Here is a 23,363-nt window from a genome sequence, read left to right on the forward strand (position 1 = left end):
CCCCCGGGTCACAGCGCCCAGGTGCGGTGCCGCAGGCTCGCCTCCAGCCGCCCGACCCGCCAGCCCAGCCGCCGCATCCAGCGCAGCAGCCGGGGCCGGCTCGTCAGGGCGGGCAGGAGCCGGGCGGGCAGCAGCCCCCAGCTGAGCAGGCCCCGGACCGGCGAGGGGCGGGCCAGGCCGAGGTGGCGGTAGGCGAGCCACAGCTGCACGTGCCCCCGGGAGTAGCTGCGCGACTGCTGCATCACCGCCACCGGGCTCTCCCGGTAGCGGTACTGCACGACCGCCCCGGGCGCGACGCCGAGCGAGTACCCGCGCAGCTGCGCGCGGAAGCAGTAGTCGCAGTCCTCCGCCGCGTCCCGGAACGCCGGGTCGAAGCCCCCCAGGGCCTCGTGCACCGCCCGGCGCACGCCGAGCGCGCAGCTCATCGTGTACGGCAGGAACGGCGGCCGGCCCATCAGCAGCCCCGTCCCCCCGGGCCAGCGCCGCAGGTCCGGCCACCGGTTGAGGGCCTCGACGTCCAGCCGGGCGGCCACCAGGTCGTGCTGGTCCAACCCCTCCGCCATGGCCGCGAGCCAGCCGCCGTCCACGCGGTCGTCGGCGTCGCAGAAGAGGATGCGGTCGCCGGCGGCCGCCCGGACGCCGGCGTTGCGCGCGGCACCCGGCCCCGGCGTGGCCGCCGAGTCGACGACGACCAGGCGCGGGAACCGCCCGCGGAAGGTCTCGACGACCGCCACCGTCCCGTCGGTGGACCCGTTGTCGGAGACCACCAGCTCCCACGGACCCCACCGGCCGGGCCGCTGCCGGCTGAGCGCCTCGAGCTGCCCGGCCACGTGCCCGGCGGCGTTCCTGCAGGCCAGGACCACGCTCACGCGCACCGCCGGGTCCGCGCCCTGGTCCATCCGTGCACTGTAGGACCGGTCCGGCGCGGAGCCGGGGCCCGTCGCCGTCCCCAGTGCAGTACAAACCGTCCGTGGACGCACGCGCGCCCCGGCGCCCGCGGGGCCCCGTCGCCGGTGCAGCGGGCCTCCTGCGGGGGGCCCTGCAGCACCCGCGGGTCGTGCGCACGGCACGCGCCCTGGGATGGCGGGTCGTCGTCCCCCTGCTGCGCCGGCGGGCCCTGCGCCGCCTCGGCGACCTCGAGCCCGGTGCCGTCACGCTCGTCACGGTCAACTGGAACAGCTGGCCGTTCCTCGCCGACGTCCTCGACGTCGTCCGGCGGCGGAGCCCCCCGGACCTCCGCGTCCTCGTCGTCGACAACGGGTCCGTCGACGGGTCCCGGCGGCACCTCGCCGCGCGGCGCGACGTCCGGACCCTGCTGCTCCCGGTCAACCTGGGCCACGACCTCGCGCTCGACCTCGCCGTCCTGTCCTGCCGGACGGAGTTCGTCGTGACCCTGGACGTGGACGCCTTCCCTCTGCACGACCGGTGGCTGCCCGAGCTGCTCGCGCCCCTGGACCGGGGCGCGGAGATCTCCGGGGCCCGGCTGTGGCGCCCCTTCGTCCACCCCTGCTTCCTCGGCATGCGCACCGCGCGGTTCGTCCGCCGCGGCCACTCCTTCCGGGCGCGCTACCGGCCGCACGCGGCGGACCGGGTCGCCACCGGCGACGTCGGGGAGGAGATGTCCGCACGGGAGGCGCCGCGGCTGCACTTCTTCGACATCACCAGCCAGCGCGGCCCCGGGGACATCGGGACCGTCTTCGGCGACGTCGCCTACCACAACTTCTACGGCACCCGGTTCGGGACCGGGCAGCAGACCCTGGACGGGGGCATCACCCCGACCGACCCGCGCGCCGCCTGGGCCGAGGCGCTGCAGCGCTACGCGCGCTGACCGGTCCGTCGGCCCGCGCCCCGCTCAGGTGAGCGTGCCCCGGCCGCCGCCGGGCACGGTCCCGTCCAGCCAGCGGCGGGTCGCCCGGCGCGAGCGCAGGCGGACCACCGGCACGCCCGCCTCCCGGACCGCGGCCAGCTCGCGCGGCAGGGCGGACCGCAGCCGCCGCGCGTGCCGGAAGGACTTGCGCAGCTTGCGGCCCTGGTAGCGGCAGTAGCCCCACCGGCCGGCGGGGCCACCGGAGACCAGGGCCGGCAGGCAGTCCCCGAGGACCCGCCAGGCCACGGCCGGGCGCCGGTGGTCCAGCCAGACGAGGAGGTCGACGCCGCGCCACACCGCGACCACCGGCGGGCCGGTCTCCGCGCCCTCGACCACCCACCGCTGGTCGGGGCGGGTCTCGCGGGCCACCGCCGCGGCGAACTCGGCGTCCGACGCCGGCCCCGGCGCCCGGAAGCGGAGCCGGTCCAGCTCGACGTGCCGCAGGCCGAGCCGCTCCTCCAGCAGGCGCGCCAGGAGGGTCTTGCCCACCGCCGGGGCGCCGACGACGGCCACCCGGTCCCAGGCCCGGCCCGCCTCAGACCCGCGACCGGGCGTCGTCCTCACCCACCTCGCCGGCGGCGAGCACCGGCACCGTCCACCGGTGCCCGACGGCGACCACGCCGGCGGCCGTCATCGACACCGGCCGGCCGGCCAGGATCCCGGACTCCACGTCGAAGTACAGCGCCGACGTGACCCGGTCCTGCGTGTGGTGGGTGCCGCGGACCTCGACGTCGAGCCGGTAGCGCCCGGGGAGCAGGGGGAGCTCCGGCACGTCGCAGACGAAGACGGCAGGGTCGGCGGCGGCCCCCACCGGGTGGGCGACGTCGCCGCCGCCGACGTTCCCGCTCTCCAGCCGGCACACCGGCTGCCCGAGGTTGTCGACGATCGTCAGCGCGCACGTCGTCCGCCGCTGCAGGCCGGTCAGGGTGACGGCGAAGCGGGCCGGGCCCCCGGTGGCGACGGCCGCCCCCTCGGGCCCACTGACCTGCAGCGCGGCCACCATGATGTCGTGCCAGCCATCGCGGTCGGTCCGGTGCAGCAGGTCCACCTCGCCGGCCTGCTCCAGCCCGCGCAGGTAGTGCCCGACCGCGTCCGCCACCGGCCCGTCCATGACCACGCGGCCGGCCTCGAGGACCACGCCGCGCGTGCACAGCGCCTGGAGGACCGCCATGTTGTGGCTGACGAAGAGCACGGTGCGGCCCTCCTGCGCGACGGCGCCCATCCGCCCCAGGCTCTTGCGCTGGAAGGCCGCGTCCCCCACGGCGAGCACCTCGTCGACGATGAGCACCTCGGTCTGGAGGTGGGCGGCGACGGCGAAGGCCAGCCGCACGTACATGCCGCTGGAGTAGCGCTTGACCGGGGTGTCGAGGAACCGCTCGATCTCGGCGAAGGCGACGATCTCGTCGAACTGGCGGCGGATCTCCGCCCGGCGCATGCCCAGGATCGCGCCGTTGAGGTAGATGTTCTCCCGGCCGGTCAGCTCCGGGTGGAAGCCGGTCCCCACCTCCAGCAGCGACCCCACCCGCCCGTGGATCCGCCCCCAGCCCGACGTCGGCTCGGTGATCCTCGACAGCACCTTCAGCAGCGTGCTCTTGCCCGCGCCGTTGCTGCCGACGAAGCCGACGACCTCGCCCTGCCCGATCGTCAGCGAGACGTCGCACAGGGCGTCCAGGACGTCCGGCCCGTCGCGCGTCGGGCGACGCCCCAGCAGCCGGCCCGCCGGCACCGTGGCCAGCCGCGTCAGCTGCTCGCGGAGGGTCATCGACGCGTTCCCGCGCTCCCCCACCAGGTAGCGCTTGCTCAGCCGCTCGGTGCGCACGGCCTCGCCGGGCGCCCGCCGCGCGTCAGAGGACATCGGCCAGCGACCTCTCCATGCGCCGGAAGCAGAACGCGCCGGTGACCACCAGGACGCCGACCGAGACGGCGGACCCGAGCGCCAGCCCCCCGATGGGGACGTCGCTGCCGAGCAGGGACCACCGGAAGCCCTGCACGACACCGGCCATGGGGTTGAGCGAGTAGAGGGCCTGCCAGCCGTCCGGGACCAGGTCCGCCGAGTAGGCCACCGGGGTCACGAACAGCCACAGCTGCAGGAGGAACGGCACGACGTGCCGCACGTCCCGGTACCGGGCGGCGACGGCCGACAGCCACAGCCCCACCCCGAGGGCGGCTCCCACGGCCAGGAGCGCGAAGGGGACGACGAGCAGCGCCCGCCAGCTCGGGGCGACGTCGTAGACCACCATCGCGCCCACGAGCACGCCGCTGGCCACGAGCAGGTCGACGAAGGCCGCCAGGACGGTGGCCACCGGGACGCACAGCCGCGGGAACCAGACCTTGCTGATCAGGTTCGAGTTCCCGACCAGGCTCACGGCCGTGGTGGCCACGGCGGTGGCGAAGAACGTCCACGGCACCAGGCCGGTGAGCGCGAACAGCGGGTAGGGCACGCCCTCCGAGGGCAGCCGCGCCAGCCGTCCGAAGACCACGGTGAAGACCAGGGCGGTGGCCAGCGGCTGGAGGATGGCCCAGCCGGCGCCGAGCACCGTCTGCTTGTACCGGACCTTGATGTCGCGCAACGCCAGGAACCCGAGCAGCTCGCGGTACTCCCAGACGTCCCGCAGCCCCAGGGCCACCCATCCGCGGGTGGGCCGCAGCTCGGTCACCTTGCCCGCGGCCGCCTCCGTGCCCGGGGCGCCGGGCAGCTCGGGAGGGTCGACCGTGGGCTCACGGGACATTGGCGCAGAGTACAGTCCCCGGGCTCTCACACCATGGGAAAGTGCAGGTGGACCCGCTCGGAGGGCAGGGGGCTCAGCATGCTCGGTGCCGGCGACCTGGAGCCCTCCGCCGTCCCGCCCGGGGGGCCCTGGCCGGTCGTCGTCCCGGCGCCCGCGGCGCCGCTGCCGCCGGCGCCCGCGGAGCCCACGTTCTCCGTGGTCGTCGCCGCCCACCAGGCGGCGGCGACCGTCGGTGAGGCTCTCCGCTCGGCCCTGGCCCAGACGCGCCCGCCCCTGGAGGTCGTCGTCTGCGACGACGGGTCGACCGACGGGACGGCGGAGGTGCTGTCCTCCTTCGGCTCCGCCGTCCGGGTCGTCCGGCGCCCGAACGGCGGCGAGTCCGCGGCGAAGAACACCGCCGTCGCCGCCGCCTCCGGCGACTACGTCGTCGTGCTCGACGCCGACGACGTGTTCCACCCCCGGCGGCTCGAGGCCCTCGCCTGGCTGGCCCGCGAGCGGCCGGACCTGGACGTCCTCACCACCGACGCCGTCCTCGAGGCCGACGGGACACCCGTGCGGCGGGCCTACCACCCCGGCTGGGTCTTCCCGGCCGAGGACCAGCGCGGGGCCGTCCTCGACCGGAACTTCGTCTTCGGGCTGTGCGCCGTCCGCCGCCGGCGGTGGCTGGCGGCCGGCGGGTTCGACGAGGGCCTGCGCCTGACCGCGGACTGGGAGTTCTGGCAGCGGCTGGTGCTCGGCGGGTCGCGGATCGGGCTCGTCGCCGAGCCCCTCGCCCGCTACCGGCTCACCGCCGGGACCCTCAGCTCCGACCGCATCCCCCTCGTCCGCGCCCGCCTGCAGGTGCTGTCCCGGGCGGCCGCCCGCCCCGACCTCACCCCGCGCGAACGGGCGATCGTCCGCCGCGCCCGGCAGCGGGAGCTGCGGCAGCTGCGGCTGCGCTCGGCCGACGCGGCGCTGGCCGCCGGCGACCGGTCCGCGCGGCTGCGCGCCGCCGTGGTGGCGCTCGGGCCCGGCTTCGGGCTGCGCACCCGCCTGGGGGCGGCCCGGACGGTGGTCTCCCCGGCCGCCGCCCGGCGCCGCCGGGCGGCGCGCTCGGACGGGACCATCGAGATCGGCGCCGGCCTGCGCGTCCCCCGCCCGCCGGGTCAGGTCGAGGACGCGCCCCCGGGCTGAGCGGCCGTCGCCCGCCGGCGCTCCCAGCGCCGCACGAGCCGGCGCTCCCACCCGCGCGGCGGGGACTGGCCGACCAGCACCTTCCAGGCGAAGGAGGCGGTCGTGTCCCACGCCTTGGGCTCGATCCGGCGCAGCGTCCACCGGTCGGTGCCGGCACCGTTGCGGCCCTGCGCCGTGCCGTACGCCACGCCGTAGCCGGCGGCCCGGGCGGCGGCCCGCACCCGCTCGTCGTGCCGGCCGTGCGGATAGGCGAGCACCGGCAGCGGGACGTCCAACCGGCCGCGCAGGTCGCGCAGGGACCCGGCCAGCTCGTCCGCGACCTCGTCCGCCGGGAGCGTGTCCAGGGGCAGGTGCCGCCGCGCGTGGCTGCCCACCACCGCGCCGGCGCGCTGCAACCGCTCGAGCGCCGGCCAGTCGGCGAGCCGCGCACCCCCCAGCCACTCCCCCCGGCCGCCGACGGAACCGGTCACCACGAAGACCTGCGGCCGCGCGCCCGCGTGCCGAGTCATCGCCGCCACCGCGTCGACGTAGCCGTCGTCGGCGGTGACGACGAACCGGCGGCGGGGGAGGGTGGCGGTGGGGTCGGTGTGGAACCGGACCAGCTCCGCCGGGGCCAGCGGCCGCCACCCGCACCGGCGCAGCAGGCCGAGCTGCCGGTCGACGGCGGACGGGGCGACGTCCATCCGCTCCTGCCCGGGCAACGCCAGCCCGGCGGTGCGGTGGTAGCAGAGGACGACGTACGAGCTGCGCGTGAGCCGGTGCCACTCCGCCGCCGTCGCCGCCGCCCGGACCCCGGCCCAGAAGGCGACCTCCGCCCGGGTCCGCCCCGGCAGCAGGCGCGCGAGGCCGGGCACCGCGAGCGCCGCCCGGCGCACCGACCGCCGCCGCCACCCGACGTCCCACCACCGCCCCGCGGCCAGCTCGGGCAGCGCGCCGGGATCCCGCCGGGCGTCGAGCAGGGCCCGCACCCCCCGCTCCCGGGAGGCGGCCGCCGCGCGCCGTCGGACGCGCTGGGCGGCTGGAGGACCCACGGCCGCGAGGCTAGAGCGGCCGGGCCCGCCGCGCTGCCATACTCCGCGCCGTGGTCCGACCGGTGGCCGCCCTGCGGCGCGTGCTGCGCACCCGGCTCCGCCGGCAGCTGCGCGACGTGGCCCCGGGCCGGCGGCTCCGGCTGGCCCGGGCGCGGGCCGTGATCGAGCGGTACGGGGCCGGCCGGCCCCCGCTGCGCGTGCTCGACGCCGGCAGCGAGGAGGGGCTGCTGTCGCTCGGGCTCGCCCGCCGGCACCCCGGCTGGCTGCTGGTGGCCGTCGACCTCGCCGAGGAACCGCTCCGCCGCGGGCGCCGGTGGGCCCGGGAGGAGGGGCTGGCCGTCCACCACGTCCGCGGCGACCTCACCCGCTCCCTGGGGGTCGAGGTCTACGACGTGGTCGCGGCGATGGAGTCGCTGGTGGAGATCCCCGACGACCGCGCCGCGCTGCGCTCCCTGGTGGCGTCGCTGCGCCCCGGCGGGCTGTTCCTCGCGCAGGTGCCCACCGCGACCTGGACCCCCGTCCTCAGCGGCGCCGACCGCACGTGGCGGCGCGAGGTCCGGCACGGCTACGACGCCGCCGAGCTCGGCCGGCTGCTGGCCGGGCTGGGGCTGGACGTCCACGAGCTCGCGCCGACCTTCCGGCGGCTGACCGCGCTGGCGCAGGACGTGCGCGACCGCCTCAAGGACCGCGGACTGGTCGTCCAGCTGCTCCTGCTGCCCCTGATGGCCGCGGCCGTCCGGCTGGAGCGGGCGGGCATCGGCTGGGGGCCGGCGCGGGCCTGGTTCGTCGTCGCGACGAGACGCTGAGGTCCCCGCCGGACGTTCAGCTCCCGGCGCGCGGGTGCGCGCGGTCGGTGTGCGCCCGCCCGACCGCCGCGGCGTCGCGCCGCAGCCGGGCGCCGGCCAGCCCGGGGAGCGCCGCCGCGGCCGCGGCCAGCGCCCGCTGCCGGGCGGGCACCCCCGGGAGCCGCACGAGGTCCAGGCAGGCGCGGCGGCGATCGGGCTCCCCGTCCAGCAGCGCCCGCTCGGCCCGCGCGAGGGCCGCCCGCCGCCGGTGGCCCGCCCGGGCCGCCGACAGCACCCGGTGCTGCTCGGGGGTCAGGCCTCCGGCGGCCTCCGCCCGGTCCAGGACGTGCACCCGCGCCGCCAGGGACCGCCACCGGTCGGCCGAGACGCTGCCGCCGTGGATCCGGTATCCGGCCAGCGGCTCCAGCACGCACCCGGCCCGGCAGCCGCCCACCAGCAGGCGCAGCCAGAAGTCCCAGTCCTCGGCCCACGGCACGTCGGCGCTCATGCCGCCGAAGCGGTGCCAGGTCTCCCGGGCCACCGCGACGTGGGCGAAGAAGAAGTTCGCGCGGAGGATCTCGGTGTCCTGCGCCACCGTCGGGAAGGGGTTGACGTCGTAGAAGCGACCGCGGCGCTCGCCGTCCCGCACGAACCAGGCGTCCGTTGTCACCAGCTCCAGGTCCGGGCGGGCCGCGACCAGGTCCCCGAGCCGCTGCAGGCGCTGCGGTTCCCACCAGTCGTCGGCGTCCAGGATGGCGACGTAGTCCCCGGTCGCCGCCGCGACGCTGACGTTGCGGGCGGTCGCCAGGCCGCTGTGCTCGATGCGGATCGACCGGACGGCGTCGCGGAAGGGCTCGAGCGCGGCGGCCAGGTCGTCGGTCGAGCCGTCGTCGACGACGACCACCTCGTGCGGCGGCTCGGTCTGGGCGAGGACGGAGCGCAGGGCCGTCCCGATCAGCGGCGCCGCCTGCCAGGCCGAGACGACGACCGAGAACGTCGGCCGCGGGCCGGGGAGGACCGGCCCGGCCGCGGCGGGGGCCATGAACGATCCTCCGTCCGTCCCGGCGGTCACGGGCGCATCGTGGCACCCCGGGAACCGCCGCGGGGGCGATCCCGGTGCCGCGGGAGGCCTCCCGCCCCTACTGTGCGGCGGGTGACCACGCCGGACACGCCTCCGCTGCGTCACTCCGTCGTGATCCCGACCCACCAGCGCCGGGACCTGGTGGTCGGCGCGGTCCGGGCCCTGCTCGCCCAGGAGGAGCCCCCGCTGGAGGTGGTCGTCGTCGTCGACGGGTCCACCGACGGGACGGCGGAGGCCCTGCGGGCGCTGACCTCGCCGACCCCGGTGCTGGTCGTGGAGCAGGACAACCAGGGGCAGGCGCGGGCGCGCAACCGCGGCGCGGAACTGGCCCGCGGGGAGCTGCTGCTCTTCCTGGACGACGACATGCTGGCCGCGCCGGACCTCCTGCGCCGGCTGCGGGAGGCGCACGAGCGCGGCGCCGACGCCGTGACCGGGCACATCCCCACGGTCCCCGGCACGGAGATGTTCCGGCTCCCCGGGGTGCTCGACTGGGCCGAGCAGCGCCGGCAGCGCCTGTCGGCCACGCCCGGGCCGCCCCCGGTCGGCGACGTCCTCGGCGGCCAGCTGTCCGTGCGCCGCGAGGTGTTCGAGGCCCTGGGCGGCTTCGACGACCGCCGCTTCACGATCGGCGGCGCCTACGGCGGGGAGGACGGCGACCTGGCCCACCGCCTCCTGGCCGGCGGCCACCGGGTGGTCTTCGCCCCGGACGCGGTCAGCTCCCAGGTCAACGTCGTCCCCCCGCGGACCTATCTCCGGAACTGGCACCAGGCGGGCGCCTCGGACGCCGTGTACCTGCGCAAGCACCCCTCCCAGCGCGCCGAGATCGCGCGCAGCAAGAGGCCGCTGGAGCGCTGGAACCGCCGGGTGATCCGCCCGCTGGCCCGGGTGCCCGGCCTGCGCTCCGCCGTCGCCGCGGTGGCCAGTCCCCTCGCCGCCGCCGTGGCCCGGCGGCGTCCCGAGGACCGGTGGGCCGCCGCCCTCTTCTTCAAGGTCCGCAACCTCGAGTACTGGCGGGGCCTGGAGATGGCCGGCGGCCTGCCGGAGGTCCGCGCCTTCCGCGTCCTCTGCTACCACGCGGTCGCGGACCTGGCGGGGACGAGGCTGGCGGAGTACGGGGTCCCGCCCGAGGACCTGCGCCGTCACCTGCGGCTGCTCCGGCGCGTGGGCTACCGCTTCGTCTCCCTCGAGGAGGCGCTGCGCGCCGTCCGCGGCGAGCCCGGGGTGCCGCGGCGAGCCGTGCTGGTCACCTTCGACGACTGCTACCGCGACCTGGTGGACGCCGGGCTGCCCGTGCTCGAGGCCGAACGCGTGCCCGCCGCGGCGTACGCGGTCGCGGGCCTGGTCGGGCGGACCAACCGGTGGGACGCCGCGACCGGCGCGCCCGAGCTCCCCCTCCTCGACGCCGGCGGGCTGCGGGCCCTGCAGGCGGCCGGGATGGAGGTGGGGGTGCACGGGGCCTCGCACACGCCGCTGCCCCGGCTGGCGGGGCACCCCCGGGACCTGGCCGCCGAGACGCGGGGAGCCGTCGACACCCTCGCGGAGCTCGGCCTGGCCCCGCTGCGGACGTTCGCCTACCCGCACGGGGAGCACGACGCCGCCTCGCGCGGGGCCGTGGCGGCCGCCGGTCTGGAGGCGGCCTTCACCGTCACCCCGGGCGTCGTCCGTCCCGGCGCCGACCCCCACCGGCTGCCGCGGATCGAGATCCTGCGCGGCGACGGCTCGGGCCTGCGCTTCCTGCTGGTGGTGTGGTCCGCCGGCCGGCTCCGCGGGCTCGGGACGGCGCGCCGCCTCGGCCGCCGGCTCCGGCGCCGCCTCCGCGCGGTCCGCGCAGGCGCAGCCGCCCGCTACGGATCGTGACCGCCACGCTCGGCGCCGGACCGGCCGCGGCCGGACCGGGCGGAGGACGCAGCGCCCGCCGCCGACGCCGTCGCTAGGGTCCCGCGCCATGCCGCCCCTCGTCCCGGCGCCCCGGCCCGAGGCGGGCGGGCCACGCGGCGGCACGGCACGCCGACCGGGGCTGCTCCCGCGGCTGACCGGGCTGCGGGCCTTCGCGGCGCTGGCCGTCTTCGTGGTGCACCTCGACGCGCACGACGTGGCCGCGCTGCCCTGGGGGGTGTCCGAGGTCGGCGGCACCGGCGTCGGGTTCTTCTTCGTCCTCTCCGGGTTCGTGCTGGCGTGGGGGACCGAGCCCCGCCTGCCGGCCCGCACGTTCTACCGGCGCCGCCTGGCGCGGGTGTACCCCAGCGACCTCGCCACGCTGGCCGTCGCGGCGGCCGTGCCCGTGGTCGCCGCGGACCGCTCGGTCGAGGGGGCCGTCGCCAACGCGTTCATGGTCCAGGCCTGGTTCCGGGACGACGACGTCGTGTACGCGATGAACGGCGTCTCCTGGTCGCTCAGCTGCGAGGCCTTCTTCTACGCGGTCTTCCCGCTCGCCGTGCTCGCGGTGCGGCGCTGCCCCCGCTGGACGAGCTGGTCGCTGGCCGGCCTCGGCCTCGGGCTCGCCGCGGCCGCCGCCCTGGTGGCCCCGAGCCTGGCCGACCACCTGCCGCCGGTCCGGCTCAGCGAGTTCCTGCTGGGCCTCGTGGCCGGCGTCGCCTTCCGCGACGGCTGGCGGCCACGGGTGCCCGGGCTGCTCGCCGGGACGGTCCTCGTCGTCGCCCTCGGGGTGAGCGCGGCGGTGCGGGCCCCGGTGATCAACGCGATCATGGCGGTGCCGTTCCTGCTGGTCGTCCTGAGCGCGGCCGGCCGGGACCTGACCGGGAGCGGAGGGTGGCTCGCGAGCCGGGCGCTGGTCCTCGCCGGAGAGGCGTCGTTCGCCTTCTACCTCGTCCACGAGCTCGTCATCGTCAACCTGACCCGGGTGCTCCCCGAGGACAGCGCCGTGCAGGTGCCCGTCATCGCGACGGCGGCCGTTCTCGCCGCGGTCGCGCTCCACCTGCTGGTGGAGCGTCCCGGCAACCGGCTCCTGCGGGACCGCGCACCGAGCCTCGCGCTCGGGGTGCCCGCGCCGGAGAGCGCCCGGGAGGGCAGCGCCCCGACGGCGGGGCTCAGCCCGCCGTCGTGACCCGCCGGCGGCCCCTGGCCACCCGGCCCCGCTCGCGCCGCCTCGCGGACCGCGCGGGGACACCGGTGAGGACGACGCCGAGCACGTGGGCGCCCACGCCCTCGAGCGCGGCGGTGGCCTCGACCAGCGGGTCCCTGCCGGTCCGGCCCGAGCGGACGGTGAGCAGGACCCCGTCGACGCGGGAGGCGAGGCCGGAGGCATCGGCGTACTCCAGCAGCGCGGGGGTGTCCACCAGGACGAAGTCGCTCTTCTCCCGGAGCTGGTCGACCAGGACGGCGACGTCGTCGGCGGAGAACAGCTCGCCGGGGTCGGCCGGGGGCCGGCCCGCGGTGATGACCGAGACCTTCCCGCTCCCCCAGGGCCTCAGCACGTCCGCGAGGTCGGCCTCACCGCGCAGGACCTGGGTCAGCCCGACGTCCCCGGGCACCTGCAGCCGCTGGGCGAGGCTCGGGTGGCGCAGGTCGGCCTCGACGAGCACCACCCGCCGGCCCGCCTCCGCGACGGCGAGAGCGAGGTTGACGGCGACCGTCGACCTGCCCTCCCCCCTGCCCGCGCTGGCGACCACGACCGCCCCGGGCTGCTCCTCGGGGTCACCGTGCAGCAGCCGGTTGCGCAACTGCCGGAAGGACTCCGCCACGGCCCGGTCCCGGGCGGCCCCGGCCGGTCGCCCCGCCGCCAGCGCCGGGGACCGGGCGACGCTCGCGACCGGAGGCGGGCAGCCGAGTTCCGCCAGGTCCTCCGGGGACCGCACCGAGCGGTCCAGCAGGCCGCGGACGACCGGGAGGGCGAGCCCGACCAGGGCCCCGAGGACCACCCCGACCACCACGTTGCGGACCGGGTCCGGGGAGATCGGGGACCCGGGCAGCTCGGGCTCCTCGACGACCGTGACCCGCACCGGTGAGGGCTGTGCCTGCCCGGGCGTCGTCTCCAGTTCCGCGACCATCGGCGGGAACTGGGACGCGACCGATCGGGCGATCCGCTGGGCCTCCTCGGGCGTGGACGCGGTGACGGTCACGGTGAGCAGGACCGTGTCGGGCACGGTCACGACGCTGATCTGGCCGGCCAGCCGACCGGGCGGGGTGTCGATGCCGGTGTCCTCGACGACCCGGCGGGCCAGGGCCCTGCTGTTCGCGAGCCGGGCGTAGGACGCGAGCCGCTGCTCGGAGAACTGGCTGCCCTGGATGGCGGCGGCCGCCGTGGAGGTCTCGCTGCTGGCGACGAACATCTGGACGTGCGAGGCGTAGGTCGGGGTCTGGATGTCGGTCAGGTAGTACGCCGCGCCGCCGCCGACGACCATCCCGACGATGGCCAGCCACCAGGCGGCCCGCAGTGCGACGAGGACGTTGCGAACGCTCACTCGTTCTCCATCCGTCGTCGACGGGGCTCGTCCGCGGACCTCGATCCGGGAACAGACCGGGACCATAGGGGAGAAGCCGCCGGAGCACGAGGGGGTCGACCGCGCCGCCACCAGGCCGGCCGCGGGCCGACGACCCCGCCGGATCAGTCCGGTGCGGGCGTCGGCCCGGCCGGTCGGCCGGACGCGAGCACGGTGGCCCCGGACGCCGTCCCGGCCGCCGGACCTCCCTCGCCCAGGCTCATCGACACCAGCGTCGCGAGCGTGAGACAGGCGAACCCGGCGAAGAACTGGGGGCTGGTGACCGAGTCGGCGATGAAGGCCATGCCGAAGAGGAAGCCGGCACGGGCGCAGTCCCCGCGGCGTCCCGCGCCCCGGGTCACGGCGCGCCGCAGGAGGAGGGCGAGCAGGGCACCGAGGGCGACCGCCGCCCCGGCCGCCCCCAGCCACCCGCCCTCACCGAGGACGGTGGCCCAGGAGGCGTCGTGCAGGAACTGCGGCCGCGCCTCGCTGAAGCCGAACGCGTCCGCCATCCCGTACTCGGCGTAGACCGGGCTGTAGTAGGTGATCGACGCCTCGCTGCCGAAGGACCCGAAGCCCCCGCCGAACGGGAGGTGGCGCCCGGCGAGCGAGCCGGCCGTCTGGTACAGGATCTGGCGCGCCGACCGCTCGTCCCCGAACAGGACCGGGGCCCGGGCACGGAAGAGCGGTCCCCCCAGGTACGTGACGGCAGCGCCGCCGACGACCAGGGCGACCGGCGTGGCCCACCGCAGCCGCGAGGGCGACACCGCCAGCCGCCCGACGAGCACGAGGACCAGGTCCACCAGGGTCTTGAGCCGGAGGGAGAGGACCGCCCCGACGCCGGTCACCGCCGCCGCCAGCAGGCGTCTCCTGCTCAGGGGGTGGGCGGCGACGAGCCCGCTCATCGCGAAGATCATGAAGACCGAGTACTGGGAGGGCTCCCGGAAGATGCTCGTGACGACGTCCTGCCCCAGCCGGACCCGTCGCTGCGCCCCGAGGACCCGGTAGACCAGCCCCGGCTCGACCAGCTGCACGAGGGCGACCACGACCACGAGCCCGATGAGCACGGCCGCCACCCGCTGGGCGCGGCGGATGTCGTCCTCCGACCAGCGGAACTGCGTGGTGACGAAGAGGCAGACCAGCAGCTTGCACCCCAGCCAGGTGCCGAGCAGGACCGCGGGAGCGACCACGCCCGCGAGGACCGCACCCAGCACCCCGGCCACCCCGAACACGAACAGGCCGCAGAAGGCGACGACCAGCGACCGCGGCAGTCCGGTGCAGCGCACGCCGGTGAGGACGACGACGACGAGCGCCACACCGAGGGCGATGTCGTCCAGCGAGCTCATGACCGAGCCCACCGGCCCGTCGCCGGCCAGCAGGGCGAACGTCCGGTTCAGCGCGAAGACGAGCCACAGCACGACGAGCGCCCGGGTGTCCCGCCGGGCCAGGAGCCTGACCCAGATGGCGATGGCGGCGCACGCCACGGCCCCGGCGACCACCGCCACGGGGGCCCACCACGCGACGAGCAGCGAGGTGGACAGCGCCAGCGTCGCCGCGGCCACCAGGACGACGTCGGCGAGCGCCCGCAGCCATGCCACGGCCGCCGGTCGGCCGGTCGGACGCGACCGGTGGGCGCCGTGCCGCTGGGCGCCGTGCCGGTGGTCCCCGTGCGCGCTCATCCTGGGCTCCCGATGGCCTCGATGGCGCGGCAACGTAGCAGCCTCGTCACCTGCCGGTCACCCCGGAGACGCGAGCGGCCACGGCGGCCGGCGGGGCTGCCCGCGCCCCGCTCCGGGCCGCTCGCACCGCTGTCAGTCGATCACGTCGCGTCACGAACCTGAGCTTTGAAGGGTCCGGCGCGAGGGGGACGGGCCGGAATCCCCCTAACCGTTCCCCCGCCACTGGACAGCGGCCGTCACGGAAGGCAATGTGACCCGGGCCATAACGAGCCAGGCCGCCAGGCCGCGGCCGCTCCGACGGGCCCCTGTTGGTGGGATGACGCTGACGCTGGGTGACACCCGATGTGCACCGGCACTGTCCCGATGCGGTGACCCTCCGTGCTCGCGATGGCTCGGAACGTCGGATGCACCAGCCTCGAGCGAGACGCATGGGGGTCGGCATGGAGACGGAAGCAGCGCCGCGGGTGGGGGTCGCCGGGATCGGCTACTGGGGTTCGAAACACGTCCGGGTGCTGCAGGGTCTGGACCGCGTCGCCTCGGTCGTCGCCATCGACCCCCGTCGCGACCGTCTCGAGGCGATCCGCAGGACCTTCCCCTCCGTCCTGCCGTTCACCAGCCTCCGCGACGCCCTCCCCGCGATCGACGCGCTGGTCGTCGCGACCCCACCGACGACGCACCTCCCCCTGGCGCTGCAGGCGATCCGGGCGGGCAAGCACGTCCTGGTCGAGAAGCCCCTCGCCACGTCGTACCTGGCGGCCAAGGCGCTCGTCGACGCCGCGAACGACCACGGCGTCCGCCTCATGGTCGGCCACACCTTCGAGTACAACAGCGCCGTCTGGAAGCTCGTCGACCTGGTGCGCGGCGGGGAACTGGGCGATCTGTACTACATCGACAGCGCACGCCTGAACCTCGGCCTCTACCAGCCCGACGTCAACGTCATCACCGACCTCGCCCCGCACGACGTGTCGATCGTGAACCTGCTGATGGGTCGCCTGCCCACCACGATCCAGGCGTGGGGTTCCCGCCATGCCCACCACCGCTTCGAGGACGTGGCCTACATCCGGATGTCCTACGACGACATCGGGGTCTCGGCGAACATCCACATCAGCTGGCTGGACCCCTGCAAGGTCCGCCGGGTAACCGTCGTGGGCAGCAGGAAGATGGCCGTCTACAACGACCTGGCGGCCGAGGAGAGGGTGCGGATCCACGACAAGGGCGTGTCCTGCCCGGGCGAGGAGCCGGACCTGAGCCAGCCTCCGACGTCCTACCGCTACGGCGACATCGTGGCTCCCTTCGTCCCGGCGCAGGAACCGCTCGCCGCCGAGGACGACCACTTCGTGGAGTGCATGACCGCCGACGTCCCCTGCCGCACCGACGGGGTCAACGGTCTCGCGGTCGTCGAGGTCCTCGAGGCCGCCCAGGCCTCGCTGGAACAGGGCCGGCCGGTCCGGCTGGACAGGCTGGCCGAGGCGCGCGTCCGCTCCAACGGCTCGCTGGTCCCCATCGGCTGACCGGCCAGATGCGAGACAGCGGGGACGCCCCCATCCCCTTCGCCGACCTCGGCAGGCTGACGCGCGAGATCCGGCAGGACGTCGACGCCGCCCTCGCCCGGGTCATCGACTCCCACCGCTTCATCGGCGGGGAGGTGGTGGAGCGGTTCGAGGAGGAGTGGGGCCGGTACTGCGGGTCGGCGGAGGCGGTCGCCGTGGCGAACGGCACCGACGCGCTGCACCTGGCCCTCCGCGCGCTGGGCGTGGGCCCCGGGGACGAGGTCGTCCTCCCCGCGAACACCTTCGTCGCGACGGCGGAGGGCGTCGTCCTCGCCGGTGCCACCCCCCGGTTCGCCGACGTCGACCCGGACACCCTGCTGCTCACCGCGGAGACCCTGGGAGCAGCCCTCACCCCCCGCACCCGAGCCGTGATCGTCGTGCACCTGTACGGACAGGTCGCCGACATGGACGCCATCGGGCGCGTGGCCGAGGCCGCCGGGATCACGGTCGTCGAGGACGCGGCGCAGGCCCACGGCGCCAGCCGGGCCGGTCGCCGGGCCGGCACCACCGGCACCGCGGGGTGCTTCAGCTTCTATCCGGGCAAGAACCTCGGCGCCTTCGGGGACGCGGGCGCGATCGTCACTGACGACCCGGAGCTCGCCCGGCGGCTCCGGTCGATGCGGGACCACGGCCGGGCCGCCGGTTCCCACCACGACCACGACCTCCTCGGGACCAACAGCCGCATGGACGCCCTGCAGGCGGCCGTCCTCCTCGCGAAGCTGCCCCGGCTCGACGGCTGGACCGCCGCCCGGCGGGCCGCGGCGGACCGCTACCGGGCCCTGCTCGCACACCACCGGCTGGTCGCCGACACCTCCGGCGGTGGCCACGCCTACCACCTGCTGGTCGCGCGCGTGCCGGGCCGCGACGAGGTCCGCCGCCGGCTGGCCGACGCGGGCGTCGAGACCGGCCTGCACTACCCCGTCCCGTGCCACCTGCTCAGGCCCTACCGGGACTTCGCCGCCGGGCCGCTGCCCACGGTGGAACGCGCGGCCGCGGCGATCCTGTCGCTGCCGATGCACCCGTACCTGAGCGCCGAGGAGATCGCCCGCGTCTGCGACCTGCTCGAGAACGCCGTCCGCACGGAGGAGGACTCGGATGTCGCCTGAGGCGGACCTCGGACCCGGGCTGCACGCCGATCCCGACGTGATCATCGGCTACCCCGCGGCGCGGCCGGTCTGCGAGCGCCTGGCGATCGGACCGGACGCGCGGCTGCGGAGCGGCACGGTCGTCTACCAGAGCTCGACGATCGGCGCCCGGTTCGAGACGGGCCACCACGTCGTCATCCGGGAGCAGTGCTCGATCGGCGACGACGTGACCGTGTGGAGCGGTTCGGTCGTCGACTACGGCTGCCGGATCGGCAGCGGAGTGAAGATCCACGCCAACTGCTACATCGCGCAGTTCACCGAGATCCAGGACGGAGCCTTCCTCGCCCCGGGCGTCACGATCGCGAACGACCTGTACCCGGGCAGTGCCGCCTCGCAGGAGGTGATGTCCGGCCCGTCCATCGGGGCGGGCGCCCAGATCGGCGTGAACGCCACCATCCTCCCGTTCGTCCGGATCGGCGCAGGCGCCCTCGTCGGAGCGGGGTCGACCGTCACCCGTGACCTCCCCGAGGGCGCCGTCGCGTTCGGGAACCCCGCCGTGGTGCGCGGATGGGTGCGCGACCTGGAGCGCATCGAGCGCCGGGTGGAACGGGACCCGGGCTCGGCCGCGCCCTTCCGGTTCGCGCGGAGGCACTCGTGACCCACCGGATGCGGACCAGGCCCCCGCTCATCCCGACGGCGGCGCCCGCCCGTCCCACCGGGGAGGTGCGCGACCCCGCAGGCGGCCCCCGCCCCGGCCTGCCGAGAGTCCTCGACGTCGCGATAGGCGGCGCGGCGCTGCTCCTGCTGGCGCCGCTGATGGCCGGCCTCGCCGTCCTCATCCGCTGGACGTCCCCGGGGCCGGCCCTCTTCCGGCAGGTCCGGCTGGGGAGGGACCAGGAACCGTTCGTGATGCTGAAGTACCGCACGATGCACGTGGCGTGCGACGACCGCCTGCACCGGGAGTACGTCCGCTCGTTGCTGAGCGAGACCACCGAGGCCCGCCCCGACGGCGAGCTGTTCAAGCTGGGGCAGGACCCCCGGGTCACGCCCCTGGGCCGGGTGCTGCGGCGGACGAGCCTCGACGAGCTCCCCCAGCTGGTCAACGTCCTGCGCGGGGAGATGGCCCTCGTCGGCCCCCGGCCCGCGCTGCCGTGGGAGGCGGCCATGTTCTCCCCGCGCCACCTCCGGCGCTTCGACGTCCGTCCGGGGCTCACCGGGCTGTGGCAGACGAGTGGCCGCAGCAGGCTCACGATGACCCAGGCCCTGGACCTCGACGTCGAGTACGTCGAGCGGCGCTCCCTGCGGCTGGACGCCGAGATCCTGGTCCGGACGGTCGGCGTCGTGCTGAGCCGGGAAGGTGCGCGGTGACCGCGGCAGGTGCGCTGAGCCGGGCGGTACCGCCCGTCCCGTCCACGGTCGCCGGCTGACCCCATGACCGGCCCTCCGATGCCCGCGGGAGAACCGGCGTGGGAACGGTGCCTGCGGCGGGGGCTGGACCTGGTCGTGGCAGGGGCCGGACTGCTGCTGACCGCTCCGCTGTGGGCGGTCGTGGTCCTGGTGATCCGGTGGGACAGCCCGGGTCCGGCGATCCTGCGCCAGCGGCGGATCGGGCTGGGCGGTGCCCCCTTCACGCTCTACAAGTTCCGGACCATGCGGACCGGGGGCAGCGACGGCGCGCACCGCCGGCTGATCGAGGCCGAGCTGCGCGGTGAGGACACCGTGCGCGGAGGGAGCACCAAGCTCGACGAGGACCCGCGCGTCACCCGGCCGGGACGCCTCCTCCGCCGCAGCAGCCTGGACGAGCTCCCGCAGCTGGTGAACGTCCTGCGCGGGGACATGGCACTGGTCGGTCCGCGCCCCTGCCTGCCCTGGGAGGCGGAGATGTTCCCGCCCCGGTACGCCTGCCGCCTGGCCGTGCGACCGGGGCTGACCGGTCTGTGGCAGGTCCGGGCGCGGAGCAGCGTGGGCACCCTCGAGATGCTCGAGATGGACGTGGAGTACGTACGCACCCGGTCCCTGGCGGGTGACGTGCGCCTCCTGCTCGCGACGCTGCCGGCCCTGTGGTCGGGCGGTGCCCGGTGACCGCGACCCGCCCGGTGCCGACCGTCCGCCGGGTCGATCCTCGCTGCGACCCTGCCTGGCGCGAGCTGGCGTCGGGACCGTGCGGGAGCCTGTTCACCGCCCCGCCCTGGATCGCCGCGGTCAGCGAGAGCTTCGACCTCGTCCCCGAGGCGTCCGTCGCGATCGACGCGAGCGGGCGGCCGCGCGCCGGCGTCGCGTGGGTGGACATCCGCGACCTGCGCGGGGGTCGCCGGGTGGCCCTGCCGTTCAGCGACCGGGCCGATCCGCTGCTCGACGACGACCGGCTCTGGCCGCTGGTGGCGGCGGCACCGCTGGCCGGGGACCTCCCCTTCTCGCTCCGCTGCCTGCAGACCTCCGCCGCCGCCACCGACCCGGCGCTCAGCACGGTCGGTGCGGCGGCGTGGCACCTGACACCGCTCGACCGCGACCTCGAGGTCCTCCGCCGGGCCCTGCGCCCGGCGACCCGTCGCAACATCGCCAGCGCGGCGCGTGCCGGGGTGCAGGTGGTCCTGCGCGCCGACCGCGGTGCCATCGACGAGTACCACCGGCTGCACCTCGAGCTCCGCCGGAACAAGTACCGGCTGCTCGCCCAGCCCCGGGAGTTCTTCCGGGGGATCTGGAGCCGGTTCGCGCCGCTGGACGGCATCCGGACCGGCCTGGCGCTGGTCGACGGTCAGCCCGTGGCCGGCGCGGTCTACCTGATCTGGCGGGACACCGTCTACTACAAGTTCGGCGCGTCCCGAGCGGAGTACCTCCCGGTCCGCCCCAACGACGCGCTGCACTGGGCCGTCATCGAGTGGGCGCACGCGCGGGGGCTGTCGGCGCTGGACTGGGGCCGCTCCGACCTCGACCAGCCGGGCCTGATCGCCTACAAGCGCGGCTGGGCGTCGACGGAGGGCAGGATCGTCCACCGCGCCACCGGCGGGCACCCCGTCGAGCGCACCGCGCAGGTCGACGCCCTCCTCGCGACTGTCACCGACCTGCTCACCGACCCGGCCGTCCCCGACTCCGTCCTCGAGCGGGCCGGGCAGGCCCTCTACCGGTTCTTCGGCTGAGGCCCCCGTGGAACGCCCCTGCCCGACCGGATGTCAACCGCCTCCGCGGAGGGGAGGTGCCTCGTGACTCACACACTGCCCTTCCCGGATCGCATCGGGAACGGCATTCCCCCCAGCCAGGCATCAACGCTGTCAGCCCGCAGGTCGTCCGGGTGCTCGTCGACTCCAGTCGCTACGCCGCCTGCGGGTCGACGGGACGGCCACGCTGCCCGGTGACGACCCGCTGCTCGACGGCCAGGCCGGAGTGCAGCTCATCGGTCACCCACCGCTCTCCAGGATCGGACCGCGCGGCGCTGCGCAGCCCGGCCGCCGGCCCACCGTCCTCCGCTCATCCCGGACCGCCGCCCAGCGCCCGTCGGGCGGCGAGCATCCTCGCCGCCCGACGGGCGACCCGCCCGGACAGCGACGGCGGCGCGTGCAGGCAACGATCTGGCAGCTGCCACCGGCGCAGCACCTCCCTGCTGGCCTCGACGTCGTAGTCGACCGACAGGAACTCGACCACCGCCCGTGAGCTGTCGTAGAGGGCGAACCGACTGCGGGGCCGACGCTCTCGCTGTCGGGACTGCCCGACGCTGCCCGGGTTCAGCAGCCGCGGGCGGTCCTGGGGTAGCCGCACGACGCCACGCGCCGGGCGCCCTCCCTCCGCCGCCACCACACACCACTGTCGATGGGTGTGCCCGAGGACGAGGGTGTCGATGCCAGGGGCCTCCTCCGGCAACCGGGACAGGAGTTCCTGGGCGCGGCGCTCCCCTCTGACGTACTCCTCGGGACTGTCCAGGGACCCGTGCGTGACCAGCAGGCTGCCCGTCTCGAGCCGGACCGGCAGCGCCGCGAGGAAGGCACGGCCGTCGGGCGACAGCAGCGAGCGGGTCACCTCGGCGGCGCGCCGGGCCAGCTCGGGGAAGCGAGTGGCGGGCAGGCGGTCGAGCACGAACAGGTCGTGGTTGCCGAGCACGCACCGCGCCCCCGCGGCTCTCAGGGCGGCCAGGCACTCGTCCGGCTGACCGCCGTAGCCGACGAGATCCCCGGCTACCAGCAGTTCGTCGACCCCCCGGCGCTCGAGCGACCGGAGGGCTGCCTGCAGCGCCGGGAAGTTGGCGTGCACGTCTGACAGGAGCCCGACCCGCATCAGTCGGCCCGGGCGGGCTCGCGCCCGGGTCCTCGCCGGCGGGTGCGCGGGGCGGCCCTGGACAGCCACCGCATCGGGTCACCGATCGCCCACGTGTCGCACCCGGCCACCCACCGCAGCCAGGCCCCCAGGCCGATGCCCTCTTCACGTGCCGCCAGCAGGTCACGGTCGACCCTGCACCAGGTCACGCCTGGTCGGGCCGCCGTCACAGGCGGGCGCGGCAGCCCCATCAGATCGGCCCAGACGACCGCAGGGATGTTCACCCCCGCCACCGCGCCCACGTGGTGCCAGAGGTTGAAGCGCGGGTTCACCTCGAGCAGCCAGAGCCGCCCCTCGGGGTCACGCTTGAAGTCGAACTTCGCGACGCCGCGCAGACCGAGGGTCCGGGTGAGGGCACGACCGAGGTCCGCGACATCAGAGGCAGCCGTCGTGGTCAGTGCGGAGGAGTGGCCCAGCGACCGGGGATGGGTGCGCAGCTTTCTCCCGGTGAACTCGGCGGCGACCTCGCCGGCGGGGTCGACGTACACGTGATAGCTCTCGACGTTGGACTCCGGACCGGGCAGGTGCTGCTGGACAAGCACGCGGGCATGGTGCGGGGCCAGTCGCGCCACGAGGTCTCGAAGCTCACCACGCCCGTGCACGAGCAGCGCCTTGCCCGAGGTCACGGTCCGCCACTCGCTCTCCCGTCGCACCGGCTTCACGATCACAGGGAAGTCCATGTCCAACGACTCCGGCAGGGCTCCGGACAGGTCCAGGACCGCCGTCGGCGGGACGGGGAGGTCCAGCCGGCCAGCCAGCTCCTGGAAGGCCGCCTTGTCGGCCAGCTTCTCGACGAGGTCCGCGTCCGGGACGACGAACCGGAGTCCTCCCGCGAGCTCCACCCGGTGCCGCGATACGAAGAGCAGGTCCTCGTCCTCCTCGTAGAACAGGGCAACGGGGCCCGGCGCGCGCCCGGCGTGCCGCAGCAACAGCGACACGAGGGCGGCCTCGTCGCCACCGGGCCGGTCCAGCCAGCCCGACGTCGCCGGGGAGAACCGGACCAGTGAGAAGCGCCCCGACACGGCCGTGACCGGCGCCCCGGTCGCGCGCAGCGGTGCGGCCAGGTCCGGGTCCCCCAGGAGCACCGCAGAGCCCCGTGTCCTGTCCAGCACGCTCCTCACCGCACTCGACGCCGCTCGTCGCCATGGTGGACGGGGACACCCACCGGGGCCGACAGCTGAGCAACCGTGCTTCTCGGGTCGAGGTCGACACCGACCCGGAGAGCGACGTACCGCTCACGCCAGCGCGTCACCACCTCCCCCGGGTCGCGAGGCAGCGGGTGGGCACCTGCCCTGGAACGCCGGCTCGATCCCAGCAACGCCCCGTCCTCGGCGCACAGCATGAGGCGCACCGATCCCCCGGAACTGCGGCAGACGACCCGCCCCGTCAGCCGACACCTCCTGGGGAGCCGACGTGTGGCTGACGGCGACCTGCCGGCCGGCTGGGCCGACGGGCCGCCCGGCCTCGACCAGCGAGAGTCCCGCGAGCAACTCCCGAGTGACCTCCCGCTGGACTGCGACGAACGAGGACCACCAACAGGCGGCGGAGGAGGAGCTCGCCAGCAAGGAGGGCTGGTGGAAGGAGGTCGCATCCGGGGCGCCGACCACGAAGCCGCCCACTGCGGATCGTCGAGGCCGCG

General features: G+C 76.0%; 21 protein-coding genes. 11 read left to right on the top strand and 10 right to left on the bottom strand.

Annotated features, from left to right (window positions below; translation table 11 throughout):
* Nucleotides 1-8: 8 nt before the first annotated feature.
* Entirely contained in the window at nucleotides 9-899 is an 891-nt protein-coding gene (locus ACI781_RS06835; protein WP_456565324.1) for a glycosyltransferase family 2 protein, read from the bottom strand.
* Between the two features lie 158 nt (nucleotides 900-1,057).
* Here ACI781_RS06835 and ACI781_RS06840 point away from each other — a divergent pair, with 158 nt between their 5' ends.
* A complete protein-coding gene (locus ACI781_RS06840) occupies nucleotides 1,058-1,828 on the top strand; it encodes a glycosyltransferase family 2 protein (RefSeq protein ID WP_456565325.1) in 771 nt (256 codons plus the stop codon).
* A 24-nt stretch (nucleotides 1,829-1,852) separates the two neighbouring features.
* Here ACI781_RS06840 and ACI781_RS06845 read toward each other — a convergent pair whose 3' ends face one another.
* From ACI781_RS06845 to ACI781_RS06855, 3 genes are read right to left on the bottom strand one after another with little or no spacing between them, the layout of a single operon-like run.
* The gene (locus ACI781_RS06845) at nucleotides 1,853-2,380 is read right to left on the bottom strand and encodes a hypothetical protein (protein WP_456565326.1); all 528 of its coding nucleotides are present in this window, start codon (nucleotides 2,378-2,380) and stop codon (nucleotides 1,853-1,855) included.
* A gap of 22 nt (nucleotides 2,381-2,402) precedes the next feature.
* Complete coding sequence (locus ACI781_RS06850; protein ID WP_456565327.1) at nucleotides 2,403-3,722, bottom strand: ABC transporter ATP-binding protein; 1,320 nt, start codon at nucleotides 3,720-3,722, stop codon at nucleotides 2,403-2,405.
* Nucleotides 3,712-4,596 carry an ABC transporter permease gene (locus ACI781_RS06855; RefSeq protein ID WP_456565328.1) on the bottom strand — a complete coding sequence of 295 codons (885 nt, stop codon included), beginning with the start codon at nucleotides 4,594-4,596 and terminating at the stop codon, nucleotides 3,712-3,714. The genes ACI781_RS06850 and ACI781_RS06855 overlap by 11 nt, the downstream gene beginning before the upstream one ends.
* Before the next feature lie 78 nt (nucleotides 4,597-4,674).
* Here ACI781_RS06855 and ACI781_RS06860 point away from each other — a divergent pair, with 78 nt between their 5' ends.
* The gene (locus tag ACI781_RS06860; RefSeq protein ID WP_456565329.1) at nucleotides 4,675-5,769 is read left to right on the top strand and encodes a glycosyltransferase; all 1,095 of its coding nucleotides are present in this window, start codon (nucleotides 4,675-4,677) and stop codon (nucleotides 5,767-5,769) included.
* Here the strand turns inward: ACI781_RS06860 and ACI781_RS06865 are convergent.
* The gene (locus ACI781_RS06865) at nucleotides 5,742-6,800 is read right to left on the bottom strand and encodes a polysaccharide deacetylase family protein (RefSeq protein ID WP_456565330.1); all 1,059 of its coding nucleotides are present in this window, start codon (nucleotides 6,798-6,800) and stop codon (nucleotides 5,742-5,744) included. The two genes, ACI781_RS06860 and ACI781_RS06865, sit on opposite strands and share 28 nt — an antisense overlap.
* Before the next feature lie 50 nt (nucleotides 6,801-6,850).
* Here ACI781_RS06865 and ACI781_RS06870 point away from each other — a divergent pair, with 50 nt between their 5' ends.
* Entirely contained in the window at nucleotides 6,851-7,606 is a 756-nt protein-coding gene (locus ACI781_RS06870) for a class I SAM-dependent methyltransferase (RefSeq protein WP_456565331.1), read from the top strand.
* Between the two features lie 16 nt (nucleotides 7,607-7,622).
* Here ACI781_RS06870 and ACI781_RS06875 read toward each other — a convergent pair whose 3' ends face one another.
* The gene (locus tag ACI781_RS06875) at nucleotides 7,623-8,627 is read right to left on the bottom strand and encodes a glycosyltransferase family 2 protein (RefSeq protein ID WP_456565332.1); all 1,005 of its coding nucleotides are present in this window, start codon (nucleotides 8,625-8,627) and stop codon (nucleotides 7,623-7,625) included.
* A 111-nt stretch (nucleotides 8,628-8,738) separates the two neighbouring features.
* Between ACI781_RS06875 and ACI781_RS06880 the strand changes: the two genes are divergently transcribed.
* Together ACI781_RS06880 and ACI781_RS06885 are read left to right on the top strand one after the other, a co-directional pair.
* Nucleotides 8,739-10,523 carry a glycosyltransferase gene (locus ACI781_RS06880; protein WP_456565333.1) on the top strand — a complete coding sequence of 595 codons (1,785 nt, stop codon included), beginning with the start codon at nucleotides 8,739-8,741 and terminating at the stop codon, nucleotides 10,521-10,523.
* Between the two features lie 88 nt (nucleotides 10,524-10,611).
* Entirely contained in the window at nucleotides 10,612-11,730 is a 1,119-nt protein-coding gene (locus ACI781_RS06885; protein WP_456565334.1) for an acyltransferase family protein, read from the top strand.
* Here the strand turns inward: ACI781_RS06885 and ACI781_RS06890 are convergent.
* Nucleotides 11,714-13,087 (bottom strand): polysaccharide biosynthesis tyrosine autokinase, encoded by a 1,374-nt coding sequence (locus ACI781_RS06890; RefSeq protein ID WP_456565335.1) that lies wholly within the window; start codon nucleotides 13,085-13,087, stop codon nucleotides 11,714-11,716. The genes ACI781_RS06885 and ACI781_RS06890 overlap by 17 nt on opposite strands.
* 143 nt (nucleotides 13,088-13,230) lie before the next feature.
* A complete protein-coding gene (locus ACI781_RS06895; RefSeq protein ID WP_456565336.1) occupies nucleotides 13,231-14,784 on the bottom strand; it encodes a hypothetical protein in 1,554 nt (517 codons plus the stop codon).
* 440 nt (nucleotides 14,785-15,224) lie between these two features.
* Between ACI781_RS06895 and ACI781_RS06900 the strand changes: the two genes are divergently transcribed.
* The 6 genes from ACI781_RS06900 to ACI781_RS06925 all read left to right on the top strand — a co-directional run bounded on the left by ACI781_RS06900 (nucleotide 15,225) and on the right by ACI781_RS06925 (nucleotide 20,556).
* Nucleotides 15,225-16,295, top strand: coding sequence for a Gfo/Idh/MocA family protein (locus ACI781_RS06900; protein ID WP_456565337.1), 1,071 nt, complete (start codon nucleotides 15,225-15,227; stop codon nucleotides 16,293-16,295).
* Between the two features lie 8 nt (nucleotides 16,296-16,303).
* Complete coding sequence (locus ACI781_RS06905) at nucleotides 16,304-17,440, top strand: DegT/DnrJ/EryC1/StrS family aminotransferase (protein WP_456565338.1); 1,137 nt, start codon at nucleotides 16,304-16,306, stop codon at nucleotides 17,438-17,440.
* Nucleotides 17,430-18,077 (top strand): acyltransferase, encoded by a 648-nt coding sequence (locus ACI781_RS06910; protein WP_456565339.1) that lies wholly within the window; start codon nucleotides 17,430-17,432, stop codon nucleotides 18,075-18,077. The genes ACI781_RS06905 and ACI781_RS06910 overlap by 11 nt, the downstream gene beginning before the upstream one ends.
* Before the next feature lie 65 nt (nucleotides 18,078-18,142).
* Nucleotides 18,143-18,787 carry a sugar transferase gene (locus tag ACI781_RS06915; RefSeq protein WP_456565340.1) on the top strand — a complete coding sequence of 215 codons (645 nt, stop codon included), beginning with the start codon at nucleotides 18,143-18,145 and terminating at the stop codon, nucleotides 18,785-18,787.
* Between the two features lie 78 nt (nucleotides 18,788-18,865).
* Nucleotides 18,866-19,501, top strand: coding sequence for a sugar transferase (locus ACI781_RS06920; RefSeq protein ID WP_456565416.1), 636 nt, complete (start codon nucleotides 18,866-18,868; stop codon nucleotides 19,499-19,501).
* A complete protein-coding gene (locus ACI781_RS06925; protein ID WP_456565341.1) occupies nucleotides 19,498-20,556 on the top strand; it encodes a lipid II:glycine glycyltransferase FemX in 1,059 nt (352 codons plus the stop codon). The genes ACI781_RS06920 and ACI781_RS06925 overlap by 4 nt, the downstream gene beginning before the upstream one ends.
* A 328-nt stretch (nucleotides 20,557-20,884) precedes the next feature.
* On the opposite strand, the gene ACI781_RS06930 is transcribed toward ACI781_RS06925, so the two are convergent.
* Together ACI781_RS06930 and ACI781_RS06935 are read right to left on the bottom strand one after the other, a co-directional pair.
* Nucleotides 20,885-21,685 (bottom strand): metallophosphoesterase family protein, encoded by an 801-nt coding sequence (locus tag ACI781_RS06930; protein ID WP_456565342.1) that lies wholly within the window; start codon nucleotides 21,683-21,685, stop codon nucleotides 20,885-20,887.
* On the bottom strand, nucleotides 21,685-22,809 hold the full coding sequence (locus ACI781_RS06935; RefSeq protein WP_456565343.1) for a carboxylate--amine ligase: 1,125 nt from the start codon (nucleotides 22,807-22,809) through the stop codon (nucleotides 21,685-21,687). Before ACI781_RS06935 ends, ACI781_RS06930 begins: the two co-directional genes overlap by 1 nt.
* Nucleotides 22,810-23,363: the final 554 nt, after the last annotated feature.

This window comes from Blastococcus sp. SYSU D00695, from assembly GCF_054050555.1.